At 71.0% G+C, this 20,742-nt stretch carries 15 protein-coding genes, 1 tRNA gene and 1 pseudogene; 6 read left to right on the top strand and 11 right to left on the bottom strand.

The window, feature by feature from the left end:
- Positions 1-20: 20 nt before the first annotated feature.
- The 6 genes and pseudogenes from pth to IF54_RS39560 form a co-directional block, all read right to left on the bottom strand.
- Entirely contained in the window at positions 21-623 is a 603-nt protein-coding gene (gene pth / locus IF54_RS0112060; protein WP_030317453.1) for an aminoacyl-tRNA hydrolase, read from the bottom strand.
- A gap of 72 nt (positions 624-695) precedes the next feature.
- The gene (locus tag IF54_RS0112055; protein ID WP_030317450.1) at positions 696-1,289 is read right to left on the bottom strand and encodes a 50S ribosomal protein L25/general stress protein Ctc; all 594 of its coding nucleotides are present in this window, start codon (positions 1,287-1,289) and stop codon (positions 696-698) included.
- Positions 1,290-1,487: 198 nt separating this feature from the next.
- Positions 1,488-2,468, bottom strand: coding sequence for a ribose-phosphate diphosphokinase (locus IF54_RS0112050; RefSeq protein WP_030317447.1), 981 nt, complete (start codon positions 2,466-2,468; stop codon positions 1,488-1,490).
- Positions 2,469-2,545: 77 nt separating this feature from the next.
- The gene (gene glmU, locus IF54_RS0112045; RefSeq protein WP_030317445.1) at positions 2,546-3,994 is read right to left on the bottom strand and encodes a bifunctional UDP-N-acetylglucosamine diphosphorylase/glucosamine-1-phosphate N-acetyltransferase GlmU; all 1,449 of its coding nucleotides are present in this window, start codon (positions 3,992-3,994) and stop codon (positions 2,546-2,548) included.
- A 114-nt stretch (positions 3,995-4,108) separates the two neighbouring features.
- Positions 4,109-4,179: transfer RNA gene (locus IF54_RS0112040), tRNA-Gln, on the bottom strand.
- Positions 4,180-4,199: 20 nt separating this feature from the next.
- A pseudogene (locus IF54_RS39560) lies at positions 4,200-5,059 on the bottom strand (hypothetical protein).
- A gap of 167 nt (positions 5,060-5,226) precedes the next feature.
- Here IF54_RS39560 and IF54_RS0112030 point away from each other — a divergent pair.
- The gene (locus IF54_RS0112030) at positions 5,227-6,534 is read left to right on the top strand and encodes a sensor histidine kinase (protein WP_030317443.1); all 1,308 of its coding nucleotides are present in this window, start codon (positions 5,227-5,229) and stop codon (positions 6,532-6,534) included.
- A gap of 35 nt (positions 6,535-6,569) precedes the next feature.
- On the opposite strand, the gene IF54_RS0112025 is transcribed toward IF54_RS0112030, so the two are convergent.
- Both IF54_RS0112025 and IF54_RS0112020 read right to left on the bottom strand, forming a co-directional pair.
- Entirely contained in the window at positions 6,570-7,064 is a 495-nt protein-coding gene (locus IF54_RS0112025) for an SUKH-3 domain-containing protein (RefSeq protein ID WP_030317438.1), read from the bottom strand.
- Positions 7,065-7,155: 91 nt separating this feature from the next.
- Complete coding sequence (locus IF54_RS0112020) at positions 7,156-7,719, bottom strand: YwqJ-related putative deaminase (protein WP_063754939.1); 564 nt, start codon at positions 7,717-7,719, stop codon at positions 7,156-7,158.
- A 334-nt stretch (positions 7,720-8,053) separates the two neighbouring features.
- On the opposite strand from IF54_RS0112020, the gene IF54_RS0112015 reads away from it, so the two are divergent.
- From IF54_RS0112015 to IF54_RS0112000, 3 genes are all read left to right on the top strand, one after another.
- Positions 8,054-9,049: an SMI1/KNR4 family protein gene (locus IF54_RS0112015; protein WP_030317434.1), complete on the top strand. Its 996-nt coding sequence runs from the start codon at positions 8,054-8,056 to the stop codon at positions 9,047-9,049.
- A 9-nt stretch (positions 9,050-9,058) separates the two neighbouring features.
- Positions 9,059-11,773: an SUKH-4 family immunity protein gene (locus IF54_RS40490; RefSeq protein ID WP_051735418.1), complete on the top strand. Its 2,715-nt coding sequence runs from the start codon at positions 9,059-9,061 to the stop codon at positions 11,771-11,773.
- Between the two features lie 249 nt (positions 11,774-12,022).
- Entirely contained in the window at positions 12,023-12,910 is an 888-nt protein-coding gene (locus IF54_RS0112000; protein ID WP_030317432.1) for a DivIVA domain-containing protein, read from the top strand.
- A gap of 84 nt (positions 12,911-12,994) precedes the next feature.
- Here IF54_RS0112000 and IF54_RS0111995 read toward each other — a convergent pair whose 3' ends face one another.
- From IF54_RS0111995 to IF54_RS0111985, 3 genes are all read right to left on the bottom strand, one after another.
- Entirely contained in the window at positions 12,995-14,605 is a 1,611-nt protein-coding gene (locus IF54_RS0111995) for a cation acetate symporter (protein ID WP_030317429.1), read from the bottom strand.
- Entirely contained in the window at positions 14,602-15,009 is a 408-nt protein-coding gene (locus tag IF54_RS0111990) for a DUF485 domain-containing protein (RefSeq protein WP_030317426.1), read from the bottom strand. Before IF54_RS0111990 ends, IF54_RS0111995 begins: the two co-directional genes overlap by 4 nt.
- 243 nt (positions 15,010-15,252) lie before the next feature.
- Complete coding sequence (locus IF54_RS0111985; protein ID WP_107047824.1) at positions 15,253-16,752, bottom strand: MFS transporter; 1,500 nt, start codon at positions 16,750-16,752, stop codon at positions 15,253-15,255.
- Positions 16,753-17,200: 448 nt separating this feature from the next.
- Here IF54_RS0111985 and IF54_RS0111980 point away from each other — a divergent pair, with 448 nt between their 5' ends.
- Together IF54_RS0111980 and IF54_RS0111975 are read left to right on the top strand one after the other, a co-directional pair.
- Complete coding sequence (locus IF54_RS0111980; protein ID WP_030317422.1) at positions 17,201-17,989, top strand: ABC transporter ATP-binding protein; 789 nt, start codon at positions 17,201-17,203, stop codon at positions 17,987-17,989.
- Positions 17,986-20,565 (top strand): ABC transporter permease, encoded by a 2,580-nt coding sequence (locus IF54_RS0111975; RefSeq protein WP_030317419.1) that lies wholly within the window; start codon positions 17,986-17,988, stop codon positions 20,563-20,565. The genes IF54_RS0111980 and IF54_RS0111975 overlap by 4 nt, the downstream gene beginning before the upstream one ends.
- Positions 20,566-20,742: the final 177 nt, after the last annotated feature.

Raw genomic sequence — 20,742 nt, 5'->3', positions numbered from 1 at the left:
CAGGAAGGGCCCGGAGAGGATTAGGAGTTGTACGTGGTCTGCGCCCGCTCCAGACCCTCGGTCACCAGCGCCTCCACCGCGTCGGCCGCCCGGTCCACGAAGTAGTCCAGCTCCTTGCGCTCGCTCGACGAGAAGTCCTTCAGCACGAAGTCGGCGACCTGCATACGGCCCGGCGGGCGCCCGATCCCGAACCGCACCCGGTGGTACTCCGCGCCGAACGCCTTCGTCATCGACTTCAGCCCGTTGTGGCCGTTGTCCCCGCCGCCGAGCTTGAGGCGCAGGACGCCGTAGTCGATGTCGAGCTCGTCATGGATCGCCACGATGTTCGCGACCGGCACCTTGTAGAAGTCCTTGAGCGCGTTCACCGGGCCGCCGGACAGGTTCATGAAGGACATCGGCTTGGCCAGGACCACCCGCCGGTTCGCCGGTCCGGGCGGGCCGATCCGCCCCTCGACGACCTGCGCCTGCGCCTTGCCGGCCCGCTTGAACCGGCCCCCGATCCGCTGGGCCAGCAGATCGGCCACCATGAAGCCGACGTTGTGCCGGTTGGCGGCGTACTCGGGTCCCGGGTTGCCGAGGCCCACGATCAGCCAGGGGTCGCTGGCAGGGGTGGTCACGTCCATGTCTCCTCACGTGCAACAGCCGCCGCCCCCTGAGGGAGCAGCGGCTGGAGCTTATACGGCGAGCGCTGGGGCTCAGGCCTCGGCGGCCTCGTCGCCCTCGGCCTCTTCGCCCTCGGACTCCTCGGCCTGCGCGGCCAGCACCTGGAGGACGACGGTCTCGCCGTCGACGTCCAGCGTGGTGCCCTTCGGCAGGGCGATGTCCTTGGCGAGGATGGAGTCACCCGCGGCCAGGCCCGCGATGGAGACGGTGACCGACTCGGGGATGTGCGTGGCCTCGGCCACGACCGGAAGCGCGTTCAGGACGTGCTCCAGCAGGAAGGCGCCCGGGGCCAGCTCGCCCTCGGTCTGGACGTAGACCTCGACGTTGACCTTCTCGCCGCGCTTGACCAGCAGCAGGTCGACGTGCTCCAGGAAGCCCTTGATCGGGTCGCGCTGCACGGACTTCGGGATCGCCAGCTCGTTGGTCTTGCCGTCGATGTCCAGGGAGATCAGGACGTTCGACGTGCGCAGCGCGAGCAGCAGCTCGTGGCCCGGGAGGGTCAGGTGGACGGTCTCGCCACCGTGGCCGTAGAGAACACCGGGAACCTTGGAGTCACGGCGGATGCGGCGGGCGGCGCCCTTGCCGAACTCGGTACGGGTCTCGGCGGAGATCTTGACCTCGGACATGCGGATCACTCCTCGTATGGGTGAGTAACGGACAGGGTCACCCGGCCACGAACGGCCTGCTACGAAGAGCGCGTCGATAACGGATCGCCGTATCCATGGATACGGCCTCCCTCGCCGAGCAACTGGGGCAGTCTACTCGGCGCGGGAGGCCCTAGAAAAATCGATCATGCAGAAGCGTTTTTACAGCTCACCGCACGCTCACTGCTCGTCGAACAGGCTCGTCACCGAACCGTCCTCGAACACCTCACGCACCGCGCTCGCGATCGTCGGCGCGATCGACAGCACCTTGATCTTGTCCAGGTCGCGGGAGAGCTCGCCCGGCGTCGGCAGGGTGTTGGTGAACACGAACTCGCTCACCCGGGAGTTCTTCAGCCGGTCGGCCGCCGGACCGGACAGCACACCGTGGGTGGCCGTCACGATGACGTCCTCCGCGCCGTGCGCGAACAGCGCGTCCGCGGCCGCGCAGATGGTGCCACCGGTGTCGATCATGTCGTCGACCAGGACGCACACCCGGCCCTTGACCTCACCCACGACCTCGTGGACGGTCACCTGGTTCGCCACGTCCTTGTCCCGCCGCTTGTGCACGATCGCCAGCGGCGCGCCCAGCCGGTCGCACCAGCGGTCCGCGACCCGCACCCGGCCGGCGTCCGGCGAGACCACCGTCAGCTTCGCCCGGTCCACCTTCTGTCCCACGTAGTCCGCCAGCAGCGGCAGCGCGAACAGGTGGTCCACCGGCCCGTCGAAGAAGCCCTGGATCTGGTCGGTGTGCAGATCGACGGTCAGGATGCGGTCGGCACCGGCCGTCTTCATCAGGTCCGCGATCAGCCGCGCCGAGATCGGCTCACGGCCGCGGTGCTTCTTGTCCTGGCGCGCATAGCCGTAGAACGGCACGATCACGGTGATGGAGCGGGCCGACGCACGCTTCAGCGCGTCGATCATGATGAGCTGCTCCATGATCCACTGGTTGATCGGAGCCGTGTGGCTCTGGATCACGAAGCAGTCCGCACCGCGGGCCGACTCCTGGTAACGGACGTAGATCTCGCCGTTCGCGAAGTCGAAGGCCTTGGTCGGGACGACCCCGACACCCAACTGCTGGGCGACCTCCTCGGCAAGCTCGGGGTGGGCGCGGCCGGAGAAGAACATCATCTTCTTCTCGCCGGTCGTCTTGATCCCGGTCACAGCTGTCTCCTCAGAGGTGTCTACAGCGGGGGTGTGCACTTATCACGGTACGACGACTTCGGCGCACGTGTTTCCGGTCAGCTCTCGCGCTCGTGCTGGCCAGAGGCCGCTTCGGCGGCCTTCGCCGCCGCGCTCCCCGGGCGCTTGCGGGCCACCCAACCCTCGATATTCCGCTGCTGGCCACGGGCCACGGCCAGCGAACCGGGCGGCACGTCCTTCGTGATCACCGACCCCGCCGCGGTGTAGGAACCGTCCCCGACCGTGACAGGAGCCACAAACATGTTGTCCGAACCGGTGCGGCAGTGCGACCCCACGGTGGTGTGGTGTTTGTCCTTCCCGTCGTAGTTCACGAAGACGCTCGCGGCACCGATGTTGGTGTACTCACCGATGGTGGCGTCACCGACGTAGGACAGGTGCGGCACCTTCGTCCCCTCGCCGATGCTCGCGTTCTTCGTCTCGACGTACGTGCCGATCTTGCCCTTGGCGCCCAGCCGGGTGCCGGGGCGCAGATAGGCGTACGGCCCGACGCTCGCGCCGGGGCCGACATGGGAGCCGTAGGCCACCGTGTTGTCGACCCGGGCCCCGGCCTCGACGACCGTGTCCGTGAGGCGGGTGTTGGGGCCCACCTCGGCGCCCTCGCCGATGTGGGTGGAGCCGTGCAGCTGGGTGCCCGGGTGCACGACGGCGTCCTGGCCGAAGGTGACGGTCACGTCGACCCAGGTGGTGGCCGGGTCGATCACGGTGACACCGGAGAGCATGGCGTGGGTCAGCAGCCGGTCGTTGAGGATGCGCCGGGCCTCGGAGAGCTGCACCCGGTTGTTGATCCCGGCGATCTCGCGGTGATCGGCGGCGACGGCCGCGCCCACCCGGTGCCCGGCCTCGCGGAGGATGCCGAGCACGTCCGTCAGGTACTCCTCACCCTGCGAGTTGTCGGTGCGCACCTTGCCGAGCGCGTCGGCCAGCAGCTGCCCGTCGAAGGCGAACACCCCGGAGTTGATCTCCCGGACGGCCCGCTGCGCCTCGGAGGCGTCCTTGTGCTCGACGATCGCGGTCACGGCACCGGTGACAGGGTCCCGCACGATCCGGCCGTACCCCGTCGCGTCCGGCACCTCGGCGCTCAGCACGGTGACCGCGTTGCCGTCCGAGGAGTGCGTGGCGGCAAGGGTGTTGAGGGTCTCGCCGGTCAGCAGGGGAGTGTCCCCGCACACCACGACGACGGTTCCGTCGACGGCACCGCCCAGCTCCTCCAGGGCCATCCGTACGGCGTGCCCGGTGCCGTTCTGCTGCACCTGCACCGCGGTGCGGACGTCGGCGTCGGTGTCGGCGAGATGAGCGACGACCTTCTCCCGCGCGTGCCCCACCACCACGACGAGATGCTCGGGGTCCAACTCACGGGCCGCGGCGAGCACATGGCCCACGAGGCTGCGACCGCACAGCTCGTGCAGGACCTTGGGTGTGGCCGACTTCATACGGGTGCCCTCACCCGCTGCGAGAACGACGACGGCTGCCGGGCGAATGGCGCTCACGGGATGCCCTTCGGCTGTGGAGGGGGTGGGGTGACATCCGCAGGATACCGGGGCGTTTTGCAGGCGACATGAGAGCGGGCCCCGACAGTGCTGTCAGGGCCCGCTGCGGTAGGGCTCCCGGGGGAGGACTCGAACCCCCATACTCTGAACCAAAATCAGACGTCTTGCCCTTAGACGACCCGGGATTGCCGCTGCGTCCGAATTGTTAGATCGGCTTCGCGGTGGCTGCACCTACTATGCCGTACCACCAGCCCTCAATGCGACGGTACAACTCTGCGCTCCGTCGCACGGTCAGGACGAGGCACCCGTGGTAGGTCTCGCCGGTGTTCTTGCGCACTGTCTTCGGGTTGTGCTGTTTGAGGGTGGTTTTGCCGAAGCTGCTGCGATCGGCCTGAACCAGCCCCGCCCAGTACTGCTCGGCGGACCCGACGTCGGCCGACTCGTGAATCATCACGCGGTACCCGACGTCGTCGCGTTCCACTCCGAGCAGGTCCAGCCAGGCCAGGAACAGGCGGATCATGTGGGGATCGCTGTTGACGAAGGTGACCCGCTCGCGCCGGGCGTGCGGCTTGTCCTTGGTGCCCTCGGCCCAATAAAGGGCGACTCCGGCGATGACAGCTCACGGTCGGAGAGGGCGCCGATTTCCCTTGCGGCGGCCGCTTTGGTCTCTCGGCGCCGTTCGTCTCGCACCGTCAGTTCGTGCTCCCAGCGCTTGCGCGCCGCCAGCTTCGCCTGCTCTGTCGGATCACGTTGCTCCGGCTTCGGCAGGTCCCGTACCCACAGCGAGATCGAACTCTTCGAGCACCCGAGCTCCACCTGGATTTGGTCGTAGGTCCAGCCCTGGAGGCGGAGTTCCCTCGCCCTGTCTCGGAGGTCATCCTTCGCGTTCGGGCGCTTGGTCCACTCCGGAGGTCGCTCGCCCTCCAGGAGTCGGTTGAGCAGGTCGTTGTCGTCGACGTGCAGTCGGTCGCGGATCTGGCGTCGGCTGAGTCCCTCGCGGCGCAACGCGACCGCCCGCTCCCGCAGCCCCTCGAAATTCGCGTACTTGCTCGGTGGATGTGTCATAGGCATACCGTCCGGCCGGAATGTTGCCTTCCGGGATCGAACGGTGAGTGATTCAGTAGTTCGAGGGATATCGGGCTCTTTCGTAGTCGATCGGTCACTGGATGTGGTGTAGGCCAGTCGTCGAAAGTCACCGGAAATCCGGCACGGGGCGCCCGTAGGCTGGAGGCATGACCACGACGGGGGAAGACTCCACCACGGCTCAGCAGGGGCCGTGGTGGTGGGTGCGGTGGCGCGGTGCGGTACTGGACGTGGGCCTGGCCTCGGCGTCCGCGGTGGAGTGTGCGTTCGAGGGGATCCGGTTCGCGGAGGATGCCGGGATCCCGACGGCCGCTGGGATCGTGTTCGGCGTGCTGGCCGGATCGGTACTGGTCGTCCGGCGCAAGTGGCCGATCGCCGTCGTGCTGGTGAGCATCGCGATCACCCCCGCCCAGATGGGCTATCTGATGGGGATCGTCGGCCTCTACACGCTCGCCGCGTCGGAGCTGCCGCGCCGGATCATCGGCTCCCTGGCCGGCATGTCCCTCGTCGGGATGCTCATCGTGATGTTCGTGCGGGTCCGGCAGGACCCGGGCCGGGCCGACCTCGACCTCGGCGACTGGTTCGTCCCCTTCGTCTCCATCACCACCGCCATCGGGATGACCGCGCCGCCGCTGCTGCTCGGGCTCTACGTCGGCGCGCGGCGGCGGCTCATGGAGAGCCTGCGCGAGCGGGCCGACAGCCTGGAGCGGGAACTCCAGCTGCTGGCCGAGCGGGCCGAGGAGCGCGCGGAGTGGGCGCGCAACGAGGAACGGACCCGCATCGCCCGGGAGATGCACGACGTCGTCGCGCACCGGGTGAGCCTGATGGTCGTGCACGCGGCCGCCCTCCAGGCTGTCGCCCGCAAGGACCCCGAGAAGGCCGTCAAGAACGCGGCGCTGGTGGGGGACATGGGGCGGCAGGCACTCACCGAGCTCCGGGAGATGCTCGGGGTGCTGCGCAGCGGGGACGGCTCCGGTCGGCGGGAGCGGGACGCGGTGCCGCTGGTCGCGGTGGGTGTGGCGGCGGCGGCCGCGGCGACCCGGGTCGTGGAGGAGACCGAAGGGCCCTGTCTGGACGACCTGGACGCGCTGATCGGGCAGTCGGCGGCGGCCGGGATGGTCGTGGACCTGTCCGTCGAGGGGGACGCGCGGGCGTACGCCGCGGAGATCGAGCAGACCGCGTTCCGGGTGGTGCAGGAGGCGTTGACGAACGTCCACAAGCACGCGGCGGGTGCGAAGACGCATGTACGGCTGGCGCACCGGGTGTCGGAGATCGCGATGCAGGTGGAGAACGAACCGCCGCCGGAGATCCCGTCACCGGCCTCGGCCCGGCTGCCCTCGGGGGGCAACGGCCTGGTCGGGATGAAGGAACGTGTCTCCGCGCTGGGCGGGGTGTTCGTGTCGGGGCCGACGGACGCGGGGGGTTTCCGGGTGTCGGCGGTGATTCCGGCGGCGTAGCGGCCCCGCTGTGCTCGGACCGCGGATTGTTGCGCTCAGCCCGCGGTGAGGCGGGCCGGTTCGATGCCGGCTATGAGGCCGGACAGGGCCTGGTCGATGTCCGGGCCGAGGTACCAGTCGCCGGTGTGGTCCAGGGCGTAGACCCGGCCCTCGGTGTCGATGGCCAGCAGCGCGTGGGTGTCGGTCTCGGCGCCGAGCGGGCAGACCTCGGTGTCCAGGGCCCGGCCGAGGTCGGCGAGGGTGCGGGCCATGTGGAGGCCGTGCAGCGGGTCCAGGTGCAGATGGGCGGGGGCGACCTGGCGGCCGGGGCCGGTGGGGGTCAGGTGCAGTCCGCCGAACTCGGCCCAGACCTCGACCGCGGCGGGGAACACGGCGTGCCGGTGTCCGGCCGGTGAGGTGTGCTCGCGCAGGGCGTCGGCCCAGATCTCGGCCTGCTTTATGTCCCAGCGTCCGGGGAGCCAGCCGGCGGCGCGCAGGACGGCGTCGACGGGGACGGGGAAGCGGGTGCTGTGGGTGCGGTCGGGGTGCATCTGCCCTTCGCGTTCGTCGAGGTCATGGGTGGGCGCCGGGGAGCGGTGCGCCGTTTTACGGGTGGTGCCGGGGGGTGGGGGAGTGGAGGAGTCAGCCGCCGTCCGTCGTCGGGTCGACGATGCGCACGCCGAAGTGGGCGCTCAGGGCGGTGCAGGCGCGGCAGGGGGCGGCGAAGCTGCCGTGCAGCGGATCGCCGTCCTCCCGGATGCGGCGGGCGGTGAGCTTGGCCTGCTTGAGGGCGCGACGGGCCTCGCCGTTGGTCATGGGCTTGCGCGCGGCGCGCTTGCTGCGGGCGGCGTCGGCGGCGGCGATCTGCCGGGAGATGAGCATGGCCTCGGCGCAGCGGCCGGTGAAGCGGTCGCGCCGGTCGCTGCCGAGGGTGTCGAGGAAGTCCTGGACGAGCGGGTGCAGTTGCGGTGCCTCGTCGCCCCGGGCGGCGGTCGAGGTGAGGGTGGCGCCGCGGACGGAGAGGGCGGCGGCGACGGTGGGCAGTATGCCGTCGCGGCGGTGGTGGAGGGCGGGCGCGTGGGGTCTCTCGGCGCTGCTCCAGCCGATGCGGGGATCGCCGCCGAGACCCGTGTGCGGATGGCCGTTCAGGCCTGCCATGGCGCCGTCGTGCGGCCCTGGGTGCGGTCCCGTCTGCGTCGTGTTCATGATCGTCATCCCCTCCCGAGCATCCCCCCGGAGGTCACAGACTGCCAAACGGCGTGGCTGGTGCGGAAGCTGGGGCGGTACGACACGCCCGGGTTCGACCCCGCTGTCACGACGGGGTGACGGCTGGTCACGGAAGCGGAGCGGGCCTGACCGGCGGCCGGTGACCGGCGTCGTCGTACCGCATAGGCTGTTCGCACCGCGATCCAAGTGGTCGCCGCGATGCGCGCGGTTGACGCGCGGAGGCGGACGAGACAGTCGATACGGTGCGTGACGGCCCGCCCCGGGAGGGGGAGCCGCCGCGCGTCGTACCAGAGCGCCGCAGGGGGCTTCAGCGATGACGACAGGTCGGCTCGGGCAGAAAGCCGCGCCGCCGAACGCGGCCTATGCCGGGCAGGTCGTGCATTTCCCGGATCCGGTCCGGGCCGCGCGTCATCCCAGAGGGGTACGGGTGGACGAGCGCGGCTACCCCGACTTCTCGCCCTACGCGCGCGCCGCCGCCGAGATCGCCGAGCCGCCGGAGGGCTTCGGGGTCGACGAACTGCGGCTGACGGACTACGTGTCGGCCAACGCGGCGCTCGCGGCGACCGGTCACGACCTGTGGGACACGGTCCCTGCGGTGGCGACACCGCACGGCTGGACGTGGCACCACGTGGTGGGCACACGCCGCCTCGAACTGGTCCCGGTGGAGGTCAAGGCGCTGCTGCGGCACCACGGCGGGATCGCGACGACGCGCGTCGACCAGAACAAGCGCGGGACACGGCCGCTCCAGGAGACCCGTCCGGCGCACTTCGGACTGCCCAAGTCGTCGGTGGCGGTGACCGAGTCCCAGGTGCTGGGGGTCGAGGAGGACCTCGGCTACCGGCTGCCGGGCGCCTACCGCTCGTTCCTGAAGGCGGCGGGCGGGTCCGCGCCGGTGGGGGCCGCGCTGGACGCCGAGTTGGGGCTGCTGGTGGACCAGCCGTTCTTCACCGTGCGGGACGAGGCGGCGGTCAACGACCTCGTCTACGTCAACAAGTGCCTGCGCGACCACCTCACCAAGGACTACCTCGGCATCGGCTTCGTCCAGGGCGGACTGCTGGCCGTGAAGGTCAAGGGCGAGGAGATCGGTTCGGTCTGGTTCTGCGCCTACGACGACGCCCGTGACACCGATCCCTCGCTGCCGCCCGCCGAGCGGGTACGGCGGCTGCTGCTGCCGTGCGGTGCGGACTTCGACGTCTTCCTGTCCCGACTGGCCGGTAATCCACCGGAGTTGGAGACGGTGGCGAACCTGATGGTGGACGGCGGGTTCGCCCGTTCCGTTCCCGTGTCTTCTTCCGTGTCGGGGGAGTGAGCTTCAGCGATGGTGACGTTCGCGCAGGCGCAGGAGCGCGCGGAGGAGTGGATCAACGGGGACGTGCCGTCGTACCAGCACCGTGAGGTGCGGGTGCGGGAGTTCGGCCTCGGGTTCGTGGTGTGGGCCGAGGACCGGGCGGACGGACCGCGCTCCGACGGCGGCGCCCAGCGGCTCGTGATCGCCCGGGACAGCGGGGAGGCCACGCTGTGGCCCGCACTGCCGGTGGGCGAGCTGATCCGGCGCTACGAGGAGGAGTACGGACGGGACGGCGGCCCCGAGGACGCGGTGCCGGCGCCCGCGGCCCGGGTGGACCTGAACCAGACGTCGTTCCTGCTGACTCCGCCGGAGTGGTTGCAGGACGCGGCGGACAGGTTGGGGCTCGGGGACGACGCCGGCTCCTCCGGTGACGGTGCCTCTTCCGGGTCTTCTTCCGCCGGGGGCGCGGGGGCGGCTTCCGCGGCACGGCCCTGGACCGGGACCGACACCAACGGGGGTGAGGGTGAGGACCTGTCCGTGGCGTTGCCGGACACGGTGTTCTCGCCGCCGGGGAACGGGGTGGAGGACGCGGTTCCGGTAGCGCCGGAGGCCTCGGATGCGGTGAGTGGGTCGGGGGCCGACGGGCCGGGCGCCGGTGGGTCGGCGTACGGCTATCCGCAGACGGTCGGTGGGCCGGGGGTGGGTGCGCCGGCTCCGGCTTCGGGGGCGGCTTCGTACGGTTATCCGCAAGGTTCTGGTGGGCCTGGTGGGCCTGGTGGGCCTGGTGGGCCTGGTGGGCCGAGTGCTTCGGGTGCTCCAGGTGCGTCGGCTGCGGAGGACGTGGCTCCGGCTGCGCCCGCTCCGGCTTCGTACGGGTACCCGCAGGGGGCCCCTGGTGCTCCGGCGCCCGCGCCGAGTGCCGGTGACATCGCCGATCTCGCCACCAGCAAGTTGGCGCCTCCCGGGCGTGGTGCGCAGGGCGGGGGCTCGACTCCGCCGCCTCCGCCTCCGCCGCCGTCCGTTGCGGGTGGGGGGTACGTGCCCACCCAGTTCGTGTCGGCGCCGGGGGCCGAAGGCCCCTCGAACTCGGGCGCGCCGTCTGCCCCGGGCCCCGGCGCCGGGTCCGGCCCGGTGCCTCCGCCTCCGCCTCCGCCGGGGGCGCAGGGATTCCCCGGGGTGCCGGGTGGGCCGGGTGCCCCGAGTGCGTCCGGTGGTCCGGGGTCTCCTGGTGCTTCGGCGGCTCCGCATGCTTCTGGTGGTCCGGCGTTCCCTGGTGCGCCGGGTGGCTCCGGCGGTCCGGGCGCTCCGAGTGCGCCTGGGGCCCCCACGTTCCCCGCTGCGCCGAGCACGTCCGGCGGGTCTGCGTTCCCCGATGCCCCGAACACGTCCGGTGGCTCGGCGTTCCCCCATGGCCCAGGTGCGTCCGGCACGCAGGTGTTCCCCGACGCGCCCGGTACCTCGAGCGCGCCAGGCACCCCGCCCCCGCCACCCGGCGTCCCTGGTCCGGCCCAGGTTCCGGGTCCCCCCGGTGTGCATCACGCGGAGACCGTGCTGTCCACGCCTCCGCCTCCGCCCTCGACCGGCGCCCCCGGCATGCCCCCGCCCCCTCCCGGCGCGACGCCGGCACCCCCGCCGCCAGGAGCCGTAGCACCCCCCGGTGCCGCTCCGGCTCCCCCGGGCCCGATGGCGCCGCCGCCCGGCGCCGTTCCTCCGCCTCCCGGGCAGCCCGCTCCCGCGCCGGCGCCGGCCTACGGCTATCCCCAGCAGTCGCAGCCCACCGTCGGCCCCGGCTACCAGGCCGTGCTGCGGTACCGCGCGCAGGACGGGTCGGAGCAGCAGCTGATCCGGCGTTCCGCGCCGGGTACACCGCATCCGGAGTGGCAGATCTTCCACGAGCTGCGGGCCATGAACGTGCCGCCGAACCAGGTGCTGGAGCTGCACACCGAGTTGGAGTCCTGCGAGCTGCCGGGCGCGTACTGCGCGCGGATGATCCGGGAGCAGTGGCCGCAGGCGCGGATCACCAGCATCGCGCCCTACGGCACGGATCACGCCAGCCGCCAGCAGGGCATGCAGCAACTGCTGGCCCATCAGGGCGAGTTGCACCAGGTGGCGGACGGTCCCGCCCGTCCGGCACCGGTGCGTGCCCCCTTGCCGCCGGTCCAGGCCGCGCCCCCGATCCCCCCGGAGGGCATCGCCCAGGAGCTCGGGGCCGCGTTCGGTCCGGGTGTCTTCCGGTTCGAGCAGATCGCCGTGGACCGCCAGGGCGTGCCGCCGGTCGTCGCGCACTCGCTGGTGGTGGCGGGGCTGCCGTTGGACATGGGCCCGTTCTTCTGGGTGCAGGCCCAGCCGGGGCGCCCGGTGCCGACGCTGGCGGAACTCGCCGCCGAACGAGGGGTGCGGCCGGCCTCCGACGCGGGCTCGTACCTCGTCATGGGCAGTGACTTCGGCAAGGCGGTCTGTGTGCAGTACGGGACGGCGAACATCGTCGCCGTACCCGTGGAGGCGGGCCCCGGCGGCGCGCCGGTGCCGCCGCAGTTCGTGAACACCGGTCTGCCCGAGTTCCAGCGCTGTCTCGCACTGCTCGGCCGGATGTGGCGGCTGCGTTTCGGCCTCAACCAGGAGCAGGCGGGCCGCTGGACCGTCGACTTCCAGGCGCAGCTGGCCTCGTTCGACCCGGCGGCTTTGGGTTCGCCGGAGAGCTGGTGGTCGGTGCTGCTGGAGGAGATGTGGGACGGGCTGCTGTGACGCCGCGCCGCCGCTGATCCCTACGGGGACGAGAGGGCCGGATCCTGGTCGTGCGACCGGGGCCGGCCCTCTCGCATGAGCGATGCACGGCGCGAAGACCGTGGCGCGACGACCGTGCCCTGTCTGCGGAGTGCCCGCGGAGTACCCGCGGAGTGTCGCGTTATGAACATTTCCGTCCGATACATCAAGATGTGCGCGAAATCATCATTTTGTGTCCGTTCGGGTTGTATCGGCGGAGAGGGTTCCAGGATGAGCAGCGCACCGGTGTCGCCCCAGGGGTTCGTGGCCGTACGGGGGCGTGGCTACCGCCCCGATCAGGTCGACGCGTTCGCCACCGCTCTGTCCCGGGACCGCGACGCGGCGTGGGAACGCGCCGCGCGGCTCACCGTGCTCGCCAGGGACATGGAGGCGGAGGTGGTCCGGCTGCGGGAGGTCGTGGCGGCACTGGCCCCGCAGACGTACGAGTCGCTCGGCGAGAGTGCGCGACGGCTCTTCGAGCTGGGACAGGAGGAGGCCACGGCCGTCCGGGAGGGCGCCCGGGACGAGGCCCGACGGCTCGTGGACGAGGCGCGGGCGCATGCGGACGGCGTACGGGATGCCGCACAGGCGCACGCTGACACCGTGCGCTCCGAGGCCGAGGAACGCGCCCGCGAGCGTCTGCTCGCCGCTCGCGCGGAGGCCGACGAGATCCGGATCGCCGCCCGGCGTCAGGTGAAGGAGGGGCGTGGGGAGGCGCTCGCCGCCGTGCGCGAGGTACGGCAGCGCACCCTCGCCAAGCTTGACGAGCAGGCCAAGGAGTACGCGGAGCGCGTGGCCGAGCTGGAGCGCGCGGAGGAGGAGCGCGCGGCCGAGCTGGACGCGCGCGGCGCCGAACGGGTGGCGCGGGCCGAGGAACTCCTCTCGGCGGCCAAGCGGGACTTCGCGGAGGCGGAGGCCGCGGCGGAGCGGTGCGAGGAGGAGGCTCACGCGCGTGCGGCGGAGATCCTCGCGGTGGCGCGGGCCGAGGAGGAGCGCGTCGCCCGGGAGACGGAACGGATCCTCCGTGAGCACGGGCAGTGCTGGGACGAGGCCCAGGCACAGATGGACCAGGTGCGGAGCAGCCTGACCGCGCTCACGGGGAGGGCGACGACGGAATGACGGGGCCTTGGTGCGTCGTTCGGCTGCGGGCGGTTCGTGGTTGCGCGACCGGCCCCCATTCACCCGCGGCCGAACGACGGCCTCCTACGTCTCCCTCCGGACCGCCCCCGCCAGGATCCACCCCTCCACCGCCTCGTACTGCCGCCGCTGCTCCTCCGACTTCCCTCGTCCGGAGACGACCGTCCCGAGCCACCCGAATGCGAAGCCCGCCGGGACCGAGACGAGGCCGGTCGTGGTGAACGGCAGCCAGTTGAAGTCGGCCGCGGGGAACGCGGAGACCGGCGACCCCGACACCAGGTTCGTGCCCGGCATCAGCGCCAGCACGGTCAGCGTGCCGCCGATGAGCGTGCACAGCAGTCCCGTGCGCGTGTAGCGCCGCCAGAAGAGGCTGTACACGAGGGCGGGCGCGAGGGCGGACGCGCCGACGCAGAAGGACAGGATCACCAGCGGCTGGAGGCTGCGGTGCTGGATCAGCGTCGCGAGGAAGATCGTGGGGACGCCGACCGCCAGCGCCGAGACGCGCGCCGTGAGGATCTCCCGGTGCGGTGCCATCGACCGCGCCCGCGTCGCGAACACGTCATGGGCCAGGGAGTTGGCGCAGGCGAGGATCATGCCGGCGACGGAGGCCAGCAGGGTGAGGAAGAGCGCCGTGGTGACCGCGGTGAAGAGAAACGTCTCCCCGGTGGACACCTCCGGGCCGAACGCCGCCCGCGACCCCAGCAGGTACGCCGTGTTGCCCTGCGGATCCGCCTCCGCGATCACCGTCCGGCCGATCATCGCCGTCGCGCCGACCCCGACGACCGTGATGACGAGCACGAACACGGCCACCGACGACACCGCCCAGGACATCGAACGCCGCACCTGACGCGCGCTGGAGGCGGTGTACATGCGCATGGTGACGTGCGGCAGACACGCCCCGCCGATGACGACCGCCAGCTGTGAGGTGATCATGTCGATGCGGGGGTAAGGCCCGGCCGCGAACTCCAGCCCCGGGTTGAGGAAGTCCCGCCCCACCCCGCTCTGCCGGGCCGCCGCGTCGAACAGGGCGCCCGGGTCCCAGGAGAACCGGTGCAGGACGAGGACGGCGACCACGGCCCCCGAGCCCAGCAGCATGACCATCTTCAGGATCTGGATGAGCGCGGTGCCCTTCATGCCGCCGATGGCCGCGTAGCTGATCATCAGCATGCCGAGCCCGATGATGAAACCGGTCTTCAGCGTGTCGCCGTCGAACCCGAGGATGAACGCCAGCAGTTGGCCGGCCCCGGCGAGCTGCACCAGCATCAGCGGCAGCAGCGCGGCGAGGGTGACCAGGCACGCGGCGATCCGTACGGCACGTCCCGGCATCCGGCGCGCGAACGCGTCGCCCATGGTGAACCGGCCCGCGTTGCGCAGGGGTTCGGCCAGCAGGAACATCAGCAGCATCAGCGACAGGGCGGTGCTGAGGGCCAGCACGACACCGTCGTAGCCGAACAGCGCGATGACCCCGCCGGTGCCGAGCACGGTCGCCGCGGAGATGTAGTCGCCCGCGATGGCGAGCCCGTTGCGCATGGGGGACAGCGAGCTGTAGCCGGTGTAGAACTCGTCGAGGTCGTCGCGGTCCGGGCCGGTCATCACGCAGAGCAGCAGGGTGAGGGTGGCGACGGCGGAGAACGCCACCAGGCTCATCGCCTGCGCGGAGTCGCTGAAGCCGGTCATCGGGCCACCGCCCCGCGCCTGGCGTCCACTTCGGACTGCTTGCGGATGCGGTCGGCCAGCGGATCGACGGAGCGGCGCGCGGTGTGCTCGTACAGGGCGATCGCCAGCCAGGTGACGGGGAGTTGGAGCAGGGCGAGGAGCAGCCCGGTGGGCAGTCCTTCGGTGCCGCCGCTCGCCATGAAGTCCGGGGCGCAGGCGGACAGCACCAGGAAGAGCGTGAAGTAGCCGAGCGCGGTGAAGGTGGCGGTGCGCCGCTGTCGGCGGTAGGCGCCGCGCAGGATCCGCAGATCGCTGTGGTGGCCGATCGGGGAGCGGTGGCGCGGCGGCCGGGGTGCGGGTTCGGGCGGCGGTTCGGGGGGCTGCCAGGGGAAGGTCGGATGGGGCTGGGAGCGGTCGTAGGACATCCCGGGGCTCCTTGCGCGGCTCGGGTCCAGTGCGGTGGACCGCAGGGAGTTGGGGGGGTGGAGGAGTGAGCGGAGCCCCGCACGTTACCGGCCGGTTCGGAGTTGTACAGCCCTTTCACCAAACTGATTGGTCGGTATGCGCTTACTTCTCTGACCTGGGGTGTTACCCCCGTTAACTCGGACTTTTGGCCATGCCGGAGTGTGCTCGGGTGCCTACGTCAGGTGCGCGAACCCCGCTCCGGGCTACTGCTCCTTGAGCACTGGGAAGCGGCGGGGCGCCAGCACCAGCAGCACCACGAACGCCAGTGCCGCCGCCCCCGCCGCTCCCAGATACACCGCGTGCACCGCGTCCGCGATGGCCGCGCGGGTCGACTCAGGGGCCGTACCCGCGTCCAGCGCGCGCGTGACGGAGTCCAGGTCGCTCGCGCCGCCGAGGCGGGCCGCCAGGACGCCGTTGGCCACCGCGCCGAAGAGTGCCGCGCCCACCGTCTGGCCGGTCTGGCGGCAGAACAGGACGGACGCGGTCGTCGTGCCGCGTTCCGCCCAGCCGACTGTCGACTGGACCCCGACGATCAGGGGGAGTTGGAACAGGCCCAGTGCGCCGCCCAGGAGCAGCATCAGCAGCGTGGGCTGCCAGGCCGCGCCCGGGTAGGGCAGGAAGGGGAAAGCGAACAGGATCAGGGCGGCCGAACCGATGCCCAGCATCGCCGTGTTGCGGAAGCCGACGCGCCGGTACACGTGCTGGCTCAGCGCCGCCGACACCGGCCAGCTCAACGTCCACACGGACAGCACGAATCCGGCGGCGACCGGGGTGAGGCCGAGCACCGACTGGGCGTACGTCGGCAGGAAGACCGTGGGGGCCACCATGAGCAGACCGAGCGCGCCGAGTGCCAGGTTCACCGCGGCGATGGTCCGGCGGCGCCACACCCAGCCGGGGATGATGGGCTCGGCCGCCCGGCGCTCGATCAGGACCATGACGCCCACCAGGGCGAGCCCCGCGCCGAACAGGCCCAGGGACGGCCCCGACAGCCATGGCCACGCCACCCCGCCCTGCACGAGGGCCGTCAGCAGCACGCCCCCGCAGGCGAACACCGCGAGCGCGCCCGCCCAGTCGACACGCGCGCGCGTGGCCGGTCTTTCGCGAGCAGGCTCCCGCAGATGACGGGCGATCAGCCACAACGCCACCGCCCCTATGGGCAGGTTGACCAGGAAGATCCACCGCCAGTCGGCGTAGGCGGCCAGGACCCCGCCGATGCCGGGGCCCGCGACCGCCGCCACCGCCCACACCGTGGACAGCCTGGCCTGGATCCTGGGGCGCTCCTCCAGCGGGTAGAGGTCCGCGGCGAGCGTCTGGACCGTGCCCTGGAGCGCGCCGCCGCCGAGGCCCTGCACGATCCGGAACGCGATCAGCGCGCCCATGGTCCACGCCGTCGCGCACAGCAGCGAGCCGAGCAGGAACACCGCCGCGCCCACCACCAGCACCGGCTTGCGTCCGAAGGTGTCCGACAGCTTGCCGTACACCGGCAGGGTCACCGTCACGGCCAGCAGATAGCCGGAGAACAGCCAGGAGAAGACCGAGAAGCCGCCCAGGTCGCCGACGATCTGCGGGACCGCCGTGGAGACAATGGTGGCGTCCAGGGCCGCGAGCGCCATGGCGAGCATCAGGGCTGCTACGACCGCCCCGCGCCGGTGCGTGGAGACGGGCCGTGCGGATTCGCCCACGGCCGGCTTGGTGTCGTCCACCCGGATTCCTTCCCCCTGCATCTATCTGCCGGACGACAGCTTCCCACTTGACCCTCACGCCGCGGCAGGGCGCAGTCTGACCGCACCGGCAGGGTGGACCGAACCCCTAGATCGTCTCCACCCGTCGGTGGACTGCCCCTAGGGGTACCTCCCTCCTACGGCTCGGGGAGGGTTCGTACCCCCGGAGGAGGAGAAGGGCCACGGTCCGTCCTTAACCTGGCTTTACGCCGCTGGGGAGCGGTGGGGGAGGGGCGGCAGGACCGACGGGGGTGGGGTTTTCCCCCGGAGAAGAGGGTGCTGAGCACCAGCGCGCCGGACCGCCCCGCGGGACCAGACTGAACGCCGTACCCAAGCGGACACCAGCACACGCACCACTTGCTCGCACCGCACCTACCGAACGCCGGGCGGTCCCGGCGGCTCAATTGCTGACCGATATAGGAGACATACCGTGACATCGGCTGTAACCATCACCAGGCACGGGGGCACTGGAGGGCGTACGGCCGTTGCCGCGCGGGCGCGGCAGGTCGTCAAGGCGTACGGGTCCGGTGAGACCCGCGTCGTCGCCCTTGACCATGTGGACGTGGACATCGCTCGCGGACAGTTCACAGCGATCATGGGCCCCTCGGGGTCCGGCAAGTCCACCCTCATGCACTGCCTCGCCGGACTCGACACCGTGACGAGCGGTCAGATCTACCTGGACGAGACCGAGATCACCGGCCTGAAGGACAAGAAGCTCACCCGGCTGCGCCGCGACCGGGTCGGGTTCATCTTCCAGGCCTTCAACCTGCTGCCGACGCTCAACGCGCTCGAGAACATCACGCTGCCCATGGACATCGCGGGCCGCAAGCCCGACAAGGAGTGGCTCGCCAGGGTCGTCGACACAGTTGGACTTTCCGACCGACTCAAGCACCGGCCCACCCAGCTCTCCGGCGGCCAGCAGCAGCGCGTCGCCGTGGCCCGCGCCCTGGCCGCCCGTCCCGAGATCATCTTCGGTGACGAGCCGACCGGAAACCTCGACTCGCGCGCGGGTGCCGAGGTGCTGGGCTTCCTGCGCCGCTCCGTCGACGAGCTGGGCCAGACCATCGTGATCGTCACGCACGACCCGGTGGCCGCCTCGTACGCGGACCGGGTGCTGTACCTCGCCGACGGCCGGATCGTCGACGAGATGTACCAGCCCACCGCCGAGGCCGTCCTGGACCGCATGAAGGACTTCGACGCCCGGGGGCGCACGTCATGACCGTCATGAAGACCTCGATGCGCAACTTCTTCGCGCACAAAGGACGCATGGCCCTGTCGGCGATCGCGGTCATGCTCTCGGTGGCCTTCGTCTGCGGGACGCTGGTGTTCACGGACACCATGTCCACCACCTTCGACAAGCTCTTCGCGGCCACCTCCTCGGACGTGACGGTGAGCGCCAAGGGCGCCTCCGACAGCGGCGAGACGACCTCCGACAACGGCAGGCCGCCGGTCATGCCGGCCTCCGTGCTGACCAAGGTGCGCGCGGCCCAGGGCGTGCAGTCGGCGGAGGGGACCGTCTTCTCCACCTCGGTGACCGTCGTGGACGCCGACAAGGACAACCTCTCGCCCTCCAGCGGTGCCCCGACCATCGTCGGCAGCTGGAACGCCAACGACGCCCGCACCATGAAGATCACCTCCGGTGCGGCGCCGAAGAACTCCGGCCAGGTCATGGTCGACGCCGACACCGCCGACAAGCACCACCTGAAGCTCGGTGACGACATCGGCGTGATCAGCGCGGTCGGCACCCACCACGCGAAGATCTCCGGCATCGCCGACTTCCAGGTCACCAACCCCGGTGCCGCGATCTTCTACCTGGACACGAAGACCGCCCAGCAGACCCTCGTCGGGCAGCCGGGCGTGTACACGAACGTCAACGTCACGGCCGCCACCGGGGTCAGCGACGCCCGGCTGAAGACCAATGTGGCCGCCGAGCTCGGCGGCGCCTACAAGGTGCAGACGGCCAAGGAGACCGCCGACGCCAACCAGAAGGACGTCGAGGGCTTCATGAACGTCATGAAGTACGCGATGCTCGGCTTCGCCGGGATCGCCTTCCTCGTCGGCATCTTCCTGATCATCAACACCTTCTCGATGCTGGTCGCGCAGCGGACCCGGGAGATCGGCCTGATGCGGGCCGTCGGCTCCTCCCGCGGCCAGGTCAACCGGTCCGTGCTCGCCGAGGCGCTGCTACTGGGCGTGTTCGGCTCGGTCCTCGGGGTCGGCGCGGGCGTCGGGCTCGCGGTCGGGCTGATGAAGCTCATGGGCTCCATGGGCATGCATCTGTCGACCAGCGACCTGACAGTTGCCTGGACCACTCCGGTGGTCGGCCTGCTGCTCGGCGTGGTCGTCACCGTCCTCGCCGCCTGGCTGCCGGCCCGCCGCGCGGGCAAGGTCTCCCCGATGGCCGCCCTGCGGGACGCGGGCGCCCCGGCGGACGCAAGGGCGGGTGTCGTACGCGGCGTGCTCGGCGGTCTGCTGACCGCGGGCGGCGGCTACGCGCTCTTCCTGGCCGCGTCCGCCGACAAGGCCACCGAGGGCTCCCTGTGGCTCGGCCTCGGCGTGGTGTTCTCCCTGATCGGTTTCGTCGTGATCGGCCCGCTCCTCGCCGGCGGCGTGGTGCGCGTCCTGGGCGCGGTCGTGCTCAGGGTGTTCGGTCCGGTCGGCCGCATGGCCGAGCGCAACGCCCTGCGCAACCCGCGCCGTACGGGAGCCACCGGCGCCGCCCTGATGATCGGCCTCGCGCTGGTCGCCTGCCTCTCGGTCGTCGGCTCGTCCATGGTCGCCTCGGCCACGGACCAGCTCGACAAGACGGTGGGCACGGACTTCATCATCCAGTCCGACAGCGGGCAGCTGGTCACGCCGGCCGCCGTGAAGGCCGTCAAGGACACGCCCGGGCTCTCCCGGGTCACCGAGTACAAGATCTCAAAGGCCGACTACACGACCCCCGACGGCAAGACGCTCAAGGACACCGACATCACCGCGGCCGACCCGACGTACGCGACCGACCTGCGCACCAAGACGGTCGCCGGGAACCTCGCCGACGCCTACAAGCCCGACTCGATGTCCGTCCACGAGAAGTTCGCCAAGGCGCACGGCATTCACCTGGGCTCGAAGATCAAGATCGCCTTCAAGGACGGCGCGACCGCGAACCTCACGGTCCGGGCGATCACCAGCAGTGACGGCCTCATCGACGCGGGCTCCAAGTACACGTCGATCGCCACCCTCGCCAAGTACGTGCCGGCCGACAAGATGCCGCTCGACCAGCTCGTCTTCGCCTCGGCGAAGGAGGGGCAGACGGACGCCGCGTACAAGTCCCTGAAGTCGGCGCTGCACGAATACCCGCAGTACACCGTGCGCGACCAGACCGACTACAAGCAGGCCCTCAAGGACCAGATCGGCCAGCTGCTCAACATGATCTACGGCCTTCTGGCCCTCGCGATCATCGTCGCGATCCTGGGTGTCGTGAACACCCTGGCGCTCTCGGTGGTCGAGCGGACCCGGGAGATCGGCCTCATGCGGGCGATCGGCCTCTCGCGGCGCCAGCTGCGGCGGATGATCCGCATGGAGTCGGTGGTCATCGCCCTCTTCGGCGCGCTGCTCGGGCTCGGCCTGGGCATGGGCTGGGGCGCCACCGCCCAGAAGCTCCTCGCCCTCGAGGGCCTGAAGGTCCTGGACATCCCCTGGCCGACGATCATCGCGGTCTTCGTCGGCTCGGCCTTCGTGGGCCTGTTCGCCGCACTGATCCCGGCGTTCCGGGCGGGCCGGATGAACGTGCTGAACGCGATCGCGACCGAGTAGCGGCCTCCGGGGACGGGGGAAGCGGGGGAACGCCCGGCGCCGAGAAGTCACGGGGGACTTCTCGGCGCCGGGTTCGTGTGCGCGAGGACGGTCGCCGTGCGAGGGGTGGCAGGGGGCGAGTTGTCCACAGGGTGTGTGCCGGGTTGGACCGGCGTTATCCACAGCTCCCGCACCTGT

Source organism: Streptomyces sp. NRRL B-3229 (genome assembly GCF_000719505.1).
Classification (GTDB): domain Bacteria; phylum Actinomycetota; class Actinomycetes; order Streptomycetales; family Streptomycetaceae; genus Streptomyces; species Streptomyces griseorubiginosus.
The sequence above is the reverse complement of the archived record's forward strand: the minus strand, read 5'-3'. Positions and strand labels throughout refer to the sequence as shown.

Excerpts from the sequence above, each read along its gene's own strand:
- IF54_RS40490 (WP_051735418.1), top strand. The coding sequence starts at position 9,059 with ATGGTGACGTTCGCGCAGGCGCAGGAGCGCGCGGAGGAGTGGATCAAC.
- IF54_RS0111995 (WP_030317429.1), bottom strand. The coding sequence starts at position 14,605 with ATGACCGGCTTCAGCGACTCCGCGCAGGCGATGAGCCTGGTGGCGTTC.
- IF54_RS0112055 (WP_030317450.1), bottom strand. The coding sequence starts at position 1,289 with ATGTCCGAGGTCAAGATCTCCGCCGAGACCCGTACCGAGTTCGGCAAG.
- IF54_RS0112020 (WP_063754939.1), bottom strand. The coding sequence starts at position 7,719 with ATGAACACGACGCAGACGGGACCGCACCCAGGGCCGCACGACGGCGCC.
- IF54_RS0112015 (WP_030317434.1), top strand. The coding sequence starts at position 8,054 with ATGACGACAGGTCGGCTCGGGCAGAAAGCCGCGCCGCCGAACGCGGCC.
- IF54_RS0112030 (WP_030317443.1), top strand. The coding sequence starts at position 5,227 with ATGACCACGACGGGGGAAGACTCCACCACGGCTCAGCAGGGGCCGTGG.
- IF54_RS0112000 (WP_030317432.1), top strand. The coding sequence starts at position 12,023 with ATGAGCAGCGCACCGGTGTCGCCCCAGGGGTTCGTGGCCGTACGGGGG.
- IF54_RS0111990 (WP_030317426.1), bottom strand. The coding sequence starts at position 15,009 with ATGTCCTACGACCGCTCCCAGCCCCATCCGACCTTCCCCTGGCAGCCC.
- IF54_RS0111975 (WP_030317419.1), top strand. The coding sequence starts at position 17,986 with ATGACCGTCATGAAGACCTCGATGCGCAACTTCTTCGCGCACAAAGGA.
- IF54_RS0112025 (WP_030317438.1), bottom strand. The coding sequence starts at position 7,064 with ATGCACCCCGACCGCACCCACAGCACCCGCTTCCCCGTCCCCGTCGAC.
- pth (WP_030317453.1), bottom strand. The coding sequence starts at position 623 with ATGGACGTGACCACCCCTGCCAGCGACCCCTGGCTGATCGTGGGCCTC.